Annotated in this window: 11 protein-coding genes and 1 tRNA gene; 6 read left to right on the top strand and 6 right to left on the bottom strand. The window is 44.9% G+C overall.

All coding sequences use genetic code 11. From position 1 onward, the window contains the following. Position 1: 1 nt before the first annotated feature. Entirely contained in the window at positions 2-931 is a 930-nt protein-coding gene (locus AAA942_RS19935; RefSeq protein ID WP_338222067.1) for a homoserine kinase, read from the bottom strand. Continuing rightward, the gene (thrA, locus tag AAA942_RS19940; RefSeq protein ID WP_338222068.1) at positions 931-3,381 is read right to left on the bottom strand and encodes a bifunctional aspartate kinase/homoserine dehydrogenase I; all 2,451 of its coding nucleotides are present in this window, start codon (positions 3,379-3,381) and stop codon (positions 931-933) included. The genes AAA942_RS19935 and thrA overlap by 1 nt, the downstream gene beginning before the upstream one ends. Positions 3,382-3,780: 399 nt before the next feature. On the opposite strand from thrA, the gene AAA942_RS19945 reads away from it, so the two are divergent. Further along, positions 3,781-4,203 carry an META domain-containing protein gene (locus AAA942_RS19945; RefSeq protein ID WP_338222069.1) on the top strand — a complete coding sequence of 141 codons (423 nt, stop codon included), beginning with the start codon at positions 3,781-3,783 and terminating at the stop codon, positions 4,201-4,203. A gap of 6 nt (positions 4,204-4,209) precedes the next feature. Here AAA942_RS19945 and AAA942_RS19950 read toward each other — a convergent pair whose 3' ends face one another. From AAA942_RS19950 to AAA942_RS19960, 3 genes are read right to left on the bottom strand one after another with little or no spacing between them, the layout of a single operon-like run. Further along, the gene (locus AAA942_RS19950) at positions 4,210-4,665 is read right to left on the bottom strand and encodes a hypothetical protein (protein WP_338222070.1); all 456 of its coding nucleotides are present in this window, start codon (positions 4,663-4,665) and stop codon (positions 4,210-4,212) included. Between the two features lie 4 nt (positions 4,666-4,669). Next, positions 4,670-5,128: a nuclear transport factor 2 family protein gene (locus AAA942_RS19955; protein ID WP_338222071.1), complete on the bottom strand. Its 459-nt coding sequence runs from the start codon at positions 5,126-5,128 to the stop codon at positions 4,670-4,672. Positions 5,129-5,133: 5 nt separating this feature from the next. Further along, positions 5,134-5,808, bottom strand: coding sequence for an SDR family NAD(P)-dependent oxidoreductase (locus tag AAA942_RS19960; RefSeq protein WP_338222072.1), 675 nt, complete (start codon positions 5,806-5,808; stop codon positions 5,134-5,136). Between the two features lie 57 nt (positions 5,809-5,865). On the opposite strand from AAA942_RS19960, the gene AAA942_RS19965 reads away from it, so the two are divergent. Next, complete coding sequence (locus AAA942_RS19965; RefSeq protein ID WP_338222073.1) at positions 5,866-6,768, top strand: mechanosensitive ion channel family protein; 903 nt, start codon at positions 5,866-5,868, stop codon at positions 6,766-6,768. After that, positions 6,740-7,078, top strand: a complete 339-nt coding sequence (locus tag AAA942_RS19970) for an MGMT family protein (RefSeq protein ID WP_338222074.1) — start codon at positions 6,740-6,742, stop codon at positions 7,076-7,078. The genes AAA942_RS19965 and AAA942_RS19970 overlap by 29 nt, the downstream gene beginning before the upstream one ends. Here AAA942_RS19970 and AAA942_RS19975 read toward each other — a convergent pair. Then, positions 7,075-8,520: a sodium:solute symporter gene (locus AAA942_RS19975; protein WP_338222075.1), complete on the bottom strand. Its 1,446-nt coding sequence runs from the start codon at positions 8,518-8,520 to the stop codon at positions 7,075-7,077. The genes AAA942_RS19970 and AAA942_RS19975 overlap by 4 nt on opposite strands. Before the next feature lie 51 nt (positions 8,521-8,571). Here AAA942_RS19975 and AAA942_RS19980 point away from each other — a divergent pair, with 51 nt between their 5' ends. From AAA942_RS19980 to AAA942_RS19990, 3 genes are all read left to right on the top strand, one after another. Next, positions 8,572-8,865, top strand: coding sequence for an ATP-dependent Clp protease adaptor ClpS (locus AAA942_RS19980; protein ID WP_338222076.1), 294 nt, complete (start codon positions 8,572-8,574; stop codon positions 8,863-8,865). Between the two features lie 12 nt (positions 8,866-8,877). Beyond that, positions 8,878-9,486, top strand: coding sequence for a recombination mediator RecR (gene recR, locus AAA942_RS19985; RefSeq protein WP_338222077.1), 609 nt, complete (start codon positions 8,878-8,880; stop codon positions 9,484-9,486). Between the two features lie 125 nt (positions 9,487-9,611). Beyond that, positions 9,612-9,685: transfer RNA gene (locus AAA942_RS19990), tRNA-Ala, on the top strand. Positions 9,686-9,751 lie beyond the last annotated feature (66 nt).

A 9,751-nucleotide genomic window follows, 5' to 3' on the forward strand; every position in this document is an offset into this window, starting at 1 on the left:
GTTATTCGAGGACAATAGCTCCTTGGGTATTAATCGCAGAATGGTAGGCATCCACACCGAGACCGATGGAATCATATACCTGCTGTGCTGCGTCAATGATGGATTGGACGGTTTGTTCTCCTTTGGAAAGGGCGAAGAGTGTCGGGCCAGAACCCGAAATTCCCATCCCAAGTGCTCCGGCAGCTTTGACGGCCTCTTTTACTTCGTAAAAACCTGGAATCAAAGTAGCCCGATAAGGCTCCGCAATAACATCTCGAAGGGAACGACCAATTAACTCAAAATCTTCCTGAAACAGCCCTGCAATCAACCCAGCTACATTTCCTGACTGAATCGTGGAATGCTTTAAGGAAACGCTATCGCGCAAAACCGACCTGGAATCGGAAGTCTTCAACTCAAAATGCGGATGCAAAAGCGTACAATGCAAACCATCCGGCACATGGAGCTTGATCACATCCAGCGGATGGTAATCGCGAATCAACACAAATCCACCGAGCAAACTCGGAGCTACATTGTCTGCATGTCCTGCACCGCAGGCGACTTTCTCAGCCACCATCGCGAAGGGAAGCAATTGCTTTTTTTCAAAAGGTTCACCTAGCAAGCGATTGGCAGCGACAAGGGCAGCGACGGCGCTAGCTGCACTTGAGCCCATGCCGGAACCTAGTGGAAGTCCCTTTTCAAGGTAAATTTCCATTCCAACCTCCTGACCTAACTCGTCGAGCATGGCCTGTATGGCTACCGCGCAAGTATTTTTCTCGGCCTCAAAAGGCAATCTGCCTCCATCGCCAGTTATTGATACGACCTGCAATCCGGGCTCCTTTTTTTCCCTCACCTCCACCACATCACCCATCGCATCAATCGCAAATCCGAGAATATCGAATCCGCAAGACACGTTGGCGACAGTAGCTGGTGCAAAAGCTCTAACCGAGGTCATTATTCTCGAGTGTAGTTACCGATTCGAATCACGTCAGCAAACACACCCGCAGCAGTCACATCTGCTCCCGCACCCGGACCTCTGATGATCATCGGACGATCATGATAGCGATCCGTGGTCAACAAGATCATGTTGTCACTTCCCTTCAAACTGGAGAAAGGATGTGATTCCGATAAAGATTTTAAGCCAACTTTGGCTTTTCCATCTTCAAGCGTGGCCATGAAGCGCAATTTTTCACCTTTGGCTTTTGCATCAGCCAATAATTTGGCAAAGTCAGCATCGTGACCTTTTAGCTTGTCAAAAAACTCATCCACAGTCTTGGCATGCTGACAGTCTGTTGGCACCATGCTTTGGATGGTGATGTCTTCAAATTCGAGTTCCTGCTCGGCTTCCCGACCAAGGATAAGAATTTTTCTGGCCACGTCCATTCCACTCAAGTCATCCCGAGGATCAGGTTCGGTATAGCCTTTATCTTTGGCGATTTTAACTACTTCTGAGAAAGGCGCTCCATTTTCGAGTTCGGAGAAGATAAAGTTCATCGAGCCACTGAGCACGGCCTCGATCCGGATGACTTTGTCGCCGGAGAGCATCAAATCCTGCAAGGTATTGATCACCGGAAGGCCAGCTGCCACGTTGGTTTCGTAGAGAAATTTGACTCCTCGACGCTTTGCAATTCGTTTCAGCGCGCGGTAGTTGTCCATGGATGAGGAGTTTGCCTTCTTGTTTGGTGTTACGATGGCCACTTTAGCTTCCAAAATCCGCGCATACGTATCCGCTACATCCTGACTTGCCGTGCAATCCACAAAGACCGAGTTGGAGAAGTTCATCTCTTCCATTTGGGTGATAAACTTGTCCAAATCCATCGGTTGATCGGATTCACTCAGTTCGTGGGGATGCTTTAGATCAAACCCGTCTTCATGGAAAGCCATGTATCGGCTATTCGCCAAGCCGTGAATCTGCACGTCAAGTTCATTATCCTTCAAAAGCTTGTGCTGCTGATGGGCAATCATCTTCATCAGTGCCTTGCCAATCAAGCCAGTTCCCACCAAAAAGACGTGAAGTACTTTGTTTTCAGAAAGGAAAAATGCCTCGTGGAGGGCGTTGAGTGCTTTTTGCAAATCAGGCTGAGGAATCACCGCAGAGATATTCAACTCCGAACTTCCCTGGGCAATAGCTGCGACGTTGATATTGTTTTGCCCCAAAGCACGGAACATCCGGCCTGAAGCACCCGGATTTTGTTTCATGTTTTCACCCACCACCGCGACGGTTGCCAAACCGTGAAGAAGGGAAACCTGATCCATTTCCCCGGATTTGATTTCGTAGAAAAACTCCTTCTCGATCGCTTCCTTCGCCAAGTAAGACTCCTGAGTTTTGATCGCTAGGCAAATGCTGTGTTCGGAAGAAGCCTGAGAAATCAACACAATATTTACTTTGGCATCGGCCAAGGCTTTGAATACCCGACTGACCGTAGCTCCTCCTTCGATCAATCCCGCACCCTGTACGGTCACGATGGAAATATTAGACATGGAGCTGATTCCTTTGATCAGAGCGCCGTGACTCACATCGCCATTGATAAGCGTTCCCGGATTTTCAGGCTCGAAGGTATTTTTGATGTAGATCGGGATATTTTTCTTCATCGCCGGCTGCATTGTCGCTGGGAAGATCACTTTGGCACCAAAGTGCGAAAGCTCCATTGCCTCATTGTAGCTCAGCTGGGGAATGGTAAATGCGGTATAAACCAACTTAGGGTCTGAAGTCAAAACCCCAGAGACATCTGTCCAAATTTCCAAATCCTCAGCATCCAAGGCTCCGGCAAAAATGGCCGCTGTGTAATCCGACCCTGATCTGCCCAAGGTGGTAGTTTCCCCTTTGGCAGTAGAGGCAATAAAACCAGTGATGATTTTTACCCCTGGATTTTTAGAAAAATACTCCCTGATCAACTGATTGGTCTGCTCATAATCTACTCGGGCCTGTCCAAAACGGTCATTGGTCCGAATTACATCCCGAGCATCGACAAATTGGGTTTTAATGCCTTTACCAGCCATAGCTTCTGCCAGGATAAAGGCAGAAAGGCGCTCTCCAAAGCTGGCTACATAGTCCAGTGTTCGAGCTGAATTTTCTTTGATCAGGTATATCCCATGAAAAAGGTCCTCCAATTCCTTGAAGCGAACTTTGACATAGGTCATCACTGTGGACTGATTCTGTACTGCAATAAGCTGCCGGACGATATCAAGATGCTTTTCCTCCAGGGTCTGCAGCATATCCCAATAGGCCTGATCTCCTTCTCTCGCCAGTCGGGCAATAGTCAAAAGGGTTTCCGTCACTCCACCGAAGGCAGAAAAAACAACGGCTATTTCATGCTGCTTGAGCTTGCTTTGCAGGATGGCAAAGACTTTTTGGATGTTTTCAGGATTGGCTACGGAAGAACCTCCAAACTTGATGATTTTCATAGGAAAAGGGATTGCTGGAAATTTAAATCTGGCCTAAAAATGGCCTTGGGGGCGGGTATTCAAAGATCATAACGGGTCACCCCGTAATCATCGTGGTCATCATACCGGTATTGGTACCGAAAAAAGCAGCCGCCTTACCAGTCATCTGGAAAGGATCTGAAAAAACGTACGAATTAGCTGCAAATACCATAAGTCGGTGAATTGACTTGACAAGTCTACAGCGAAAAAACGGTTTAGCCAAAAGAATCGAAAAACAAAGTCGATTTTTCTGCATTTTTTACAGAAAATCCCCATAAAAAGTAATCATTTCATAAAACAGGAATAGAATCTTAGCCCAAAAGGCAAATGAGAGTTCAGAAAATTTTTCCTATTTTTCGATGAAACCAAAATCAGGAAACCATGAAATCAATCCGAATTTTTATTCTCGCAATTTTAATCCTATCCTTCGGAGGATGCAGCAGCAGCAGTTCCTTGAATCCACTGAGCCTACTTACAGGGAATTCTTGGGCACTAAACACCCTTTTGGGACAAGGCCTTGACCTTAGTAAATTTTCTCAAGGGATCCCCAGCCTTAGCTTTCTGGAAGGAGGAAGATTGGCTGGCTTTGCCGGCTGCAACAACTTTTCCGGAGGTTTCTCGCTGGAAGGAACCGGTCTGCAACTTGACCCAGGGGCTATGACCAAAAAAACCTGCCCGGGGACTGGAGAAGATGAGTTTATGGCGGCCCTGAGTCAGGTCAAAAACTTCAAAGTAGGCAAAGACCAATTGACCTTGCTCGATGGAGCCAAGGAACTGATGAGCTTCGTACCAAAAGAAGATTAAGAAGAATCAGAATAACTCTTCGATCCGTTGTGTTTTCCCTCTAAAATCCACCGGATCGGATTTTTTCTTTCCGATCAATAAAGATCCCAAAGGGGAATTTTTACTCATCAAAAACACACTGATTCCCTCTGTATTGATTTTGCCCACACTGACCGCTATCAAAAACCAATCGGTACCCAACTTGACCAAAGCACCTTCTTGAACACTGGTAGGAGTGTCTTTGATGGAAAAAAGGCGATAAAGTTCCTCGAGATCGTTTTTGTTTTGCTGGATTTGCTTTTCCAAGGAGTTCAGGTCTTGGGTGATCATCTCCCTGCTAGTCTCATATTTGTCTCCGGCACTGTTTTTTTCCTCTTCGAGAATGCTTTCAATGATTTTTATCCGCTCTTGGGAAAGTAATTCACTCTTGGTCTTCAGGGAGGCGATAGCAGCCTGATAAACCTTCATTTTCAATTCATTCATACAATCAATCGCAATTCTCCTTGCGACGGGTGTCTATGATATATACGATTTTCCAACCCTCGGCTTTTTTGACCAACTGAAAGGAATTGACTCCACAATGGCTAAAATTTCCATTGACGTAAAATTTATAGGGAGTCCAAGCGGAGGCCATGGTACCATCTATCTTGATCTGATAGTCAAGGATTTGTTCGTCCAATGTGGTCGTCTCAGGAGTGGTGGCAATTCTTTTGACAAAATCAGCCACTGCATTGCTTCCCACTTCACTGCCTTCCGGCTTGGCGATCACGGTCTGCATCAAGGCATCCTCAGAGAAGGCCATCGCTACTTGGTCTGCATTTTTGGACTTCATTCCCTCAAACAGACTTCGAATCACTTGCTCTACCTGCTGCTCTTCAGTTTGAGAAAAAGATGCAAAGTGTATCAGCAAAGCAAGAAAAAGGGTTAAGGTTATTTTTCTTTTCATTGGATTTAAACTCCTCCGTAAAGTTTGAAAGTCATTTGACGCAAAGATGGTGTATTTACCGCATAATGCATCGCCTCTGCGATATCAGCGGGGTTCACCCATTTCGTAAAATCCGAATCTGGCATGGATTCCCGGTTGGCCGGAGTATCTATGATGCTGGGGACAAAAACGTGGGTCCGGATATCGGTACCTTTCACTTCTTCTGCAAGAATCTCTGAAAGGGAGATGACCATCTTTTTACTCAGGGAATAGGCTAAAGTTCCTTTGGCATCTGTAGGCTGCAAGGCCGGTCTAGCTCCTACAAAAAGGAAGGTGCCATTTTGCTGCTTTTTCATCAGAGGAAGGAATCCTTTGACCAGATTAAAAGCACTCAAAAAATTGAGATGAAACATGTCCAACAGGTCCTTTTGGGTAGTTTCTTCAATAGACCCCATCGCAAATCCTCCCACGATCATCGCTACCGCATCCAATTCTCCATACTGCATCTGATATTCTTTGACAAATTCAGAGACGGAGCTCTCATCAGTCACATCCACCTCATAGGTGTAATCGGATTCTTCTGATTCTTCTCCACTGTTTGGGCGAAGTAATCCAATCACCTGATATCCTTCTCTTTTGAATTTTTCTACCACTGCGGACCCCAAAGATCCCCCTGCACCAGTTACAAGTATATTTCTCATTTATGAATCAATCAGTTCTATATTTGCTAAAAATAGCCTTTATTTTTCTTTTGACGCATGAATAAACTCAAATCCACTATCAGGATTCGCGAAAATACCCGAAGAAGAAACTTCGCCATCAAGGTTCTTCTTCTGATCATTTTTGAGATTCTCTACGAATCTGAGCGTCCTTTGGGGCCCATTTTCGAGCAATTTGTCATCCTTGGGTACGTCTTCCGGGCAGTGATTTTCCTTTTGAGTTCCAATTTGATCATTTCTCTGGGTCGATTTATCACTTTAAGCTTATACCTCCGACACAGGGAAGATGCAAAGGTGCAGCCCAACTTCGTGGTGGGGATCGACCGGATTGCCACGCTTTTGAATGTACTGGCACTACTGATTTCTTTGATGTTGGCCTTTGGTATTCGTCCCTTAGAGTTCCTCACCAGTATTACCATTGTGGCTGCTGCCATTGCCCTGCTGACCAAGGACTACATTACCAATATCGTCAATGGTTTGATCATGATGTTTTCGGATCAGCTGGAAATTGGCGACAAAGTTCAAATCGGAAGGCATATCGGGTTTATTCGGGATATTACACTGATCAATCTAGTTCTGAAAAATGACTCTGGAGAAACCGTCCTCATCCCTAATAGCATGGCTCTTTCTTCTGATGTGACCAACTATTCGAAAAACAATACCCATCAGGTCATTTTCGACTTCGAATTGTCCAACCAAAAAGAGTTGGACCTGAATTCACTAGAAACCCAACTCAGCCAACCTCTCCAAGATCACCCCGATTTGATCAACTCGGAGGGAGCAAGCCTGTATATTCTGGAGCGAAAATCAGAGACCCTACTTCTCCGCTTCCAGTTTACCTTAAAGTCCACCGCAAGATCAACTGAGTCCCAACTGATCAAAAAAATCGATCAAGCACTTCTTCACTGGAACCATGAGCGCAGACAAAACCAATTACTTTGATCTCGTCTATCAAGTCGTGAGGGAAATCCCAAAAGGGAGAGTGACCAGCTATGGAGCCATTGCCAATTACTTGGGTCTCAAGAGCGGAGCCAGAATGGTGGGCTATGCGATGAATGCAGCCCATACCCAACCCGACATCCCCGCCCAAAGAGTCGTCAACCGACAAGGATTATTGACAGGCAAACATCATTTTGGAAGCCCGACAAGAATGCAGGAATTGTTGAAAGAAGACGGAGTCTCGGTCCAAAATGATCAGGTACAGGATTTTGAGAAAATTTTTTGGGACCCGGAGAAGGAGTTGGGAATTTAGCCTTTCCTCCGGAAGAGGAACAGTCCTAAAAACATTAATGCTCCATTTAAGATCAAGGCTTCAAAACCGAATTTGTAGCCCCAAAGCCATTTTTCTGAATTGGAACTGATAATAAATGTCAATACTGGAGCTGCCACAGCAAGGTAAGGGACCCATTTGTCCTGAACTTTCATTTTTGTAAACAAACCAAAACTGTATAGGCCCAAAAGAGGCCCATATGTATAGCCTGCGATGATAAATACAGAATTGATGACACTTTGATCGTTGAGCCAATAAAAAGCCAAAACCAAAAGAAACATCAGGCCTGTAAAAGCGATGTGTACTTTTTTTCTGATACTCACTCTTTTTTCCGGAGCATATTTCCTTTCGATCTCGAGAAAATCAATGCAAAAGGAAGTGGTCAAAGCGGTCAGGGTAGAATCGGCACTGGAATAAGCTGCGGCAGTGATTCCAAGAACGAAGACCACCCCGGCCAAGGCGGAAAATTCCTGAGTAGCAAGGAATGGAAAAAGCTCATCGGTTTTGGCGGGAATGGCAAGCCCCTTGGTTTCTGCATAGAGGTATAGAAGGATTCCCAAGGAAAGGAAAAGTAGATTGACAACAACCAGAATAATGGTAAACCAAAACATGTTTTTCTGGGCATCCCCAATGGTCCGGCAAGTGAGGTTTTTCTGCATCATGTCTTGGTCAAGCCCAGTCATTACGATGGTAATGAAAGCACCGGAAATAAACTGCTTAAAGAAATTGGTTCCGGCTTTCCAATCCCAGTTGAAAATAGCAGATCGCTTATCCTCAGATACCGCATTAAAGTAATCCCCGATGCTTTTCAATTCCAGATCATTGCCGATCATAACTATGGTAATGACCACAGCCAGCAGCATGAAAAGGGTCTGTAGGGTGTCAGTCCATACCACAGTTTTGATACCTCCTCTGTGAGTATAAAGCCAAATTAGGCCCACGGTAATCAAAACAGAGACCCAAAAAGGAATCCCCAATGCATCAAAAAGAATCAACTGAAGGACACTAGCTACCAAATAGACCCGCAAAGAGGATCCCAAAGCTCTGGAAAGAATAAAGAAAAAAGCACCTGTCTTGTAGGACCAAAAGCCAAACCGATCCTCCAAATAGGAATAAATAGAAACCAGATTGAGCCGATAATAAAGAGGAAGGAGAACTTTGGCAATTGTAAAGTACCCCAAGGTATATCCCAAAACAACCTGGAAATAATAGAAGTTAGTATTACCCACCTCCCCTGGTACAGATATAAAAGTCACCCCTGAAAGAGAGGCTCCAATCATCCCAAATGCCACCAGAAACCAGGGAGATTGTCTGTCTCCAGTGAAAAAAGTATCAGCTGTTACTTTCCGGGAGGTGAAATAGGATATCAAAAAAAGGAGGATAAAATAGGCCGAAATGACCCCTAAAACCAATTGGTAATTCATAAAGCCAAGAATCTACCTCGCCAAGTTGGCTAATATTCTTAATTTTGCAAAATGAACAGATTTGCCCATCCCTTACCTGAACTGGAAGAAGTAGAAATCCTTCTGGAAGAGCTGTTGGATCAGGAGGACTCAGACCTGGTCGTTTTTAATGATGACGTCAATACTTTTGATCATGTCACCCAAGTATTGATCAAAGTCTGCAAGCATACTCCTGAGCAAGCTGAGCAGTGTACCTTGATCATTCATTACAAAGGAAAATGCGCGGTAAAAAAAGGCTCGAAAATTGAGCTTAAACCCATGTGTGAAGCCATACTTGACGCAGGAATACAGGCAGCCATTTTATAATTTCCAGTCCCTTTGAACTTCCCCTCCAAACTCATTGAAGATGCAGTAACAGAAATCTCCAGACTGCCTGGAATCGGAAAAAAAACCGCATTACGCCTTGCTCTCCATTTGCTTAAGCAAAACGAAGCGGTTACTGAGGCTTTGGCACTGGCACTTTCTCGCATGAGAGAAGAAGTGAAGTACTGCATAACCTGCCACAACATTTCTGATCAGGAAGAGTGCAGTATTTGCCTGAGCCATCGTCGGGACAGAAGTATCATCTGTGTGGTGGAAGATATCAGGGACGTTTTAGCTATCGAGAATACCAATCAATATTCTGGTCTGTTTCATGTATTGGGTGGAGTGATATCTCCAATTCAAGGAATAGGACCTGATGACCTAAAGATCGAAAGCCTGACTAAAAGAGTGGAAGAAGGAGAGGTAAAAGAGGTGATTTTGGCCCTATCTGCCACTATGGAGGGAGACACCACTTCCTTTTATCTAAGTAAAAGACTCAAAGAATCAGGAGTAAAAGTCAGCACCATTGCCAGAGGAATTCCTGTAGGAGGAGAATTGGAATTTACAGACGAGGTCACTTTGGGAAGAAGCATACTCACTCGGATAAATTATTCCCAGGAATAAATAATTATTTGCGGGTATAAAAACCCGTTCTATATTTGCACCTCGAATTGGGGGATTAGCTCAGTTGGCTAGAGCGTCTCGAAGGCATTCGGGAAGGTCAGCAGGTCGAATCCTGAACATAAAATGGGGAATTAGCTCAGTTGGCTAGAGCGCTACACTGGCAGTGTAGAGGTCATCGGTTCGAATCCGTTATTCTCCACCCAAAGGCTTGCAGATTCTGCGGGCCTTTTTTATTTTTCTTCTATGTACTTTGTCTACATTCTTT

It is taken from the genome of Algoriphagus sp. oki45 (genome assembly GCF_036245605.1).
Taxonomy (GTDB): Bacteria; Bacteroidota; Bacteroidia; order Cytophagales; family Cyclobacteriaceae; genus Algoriphagus.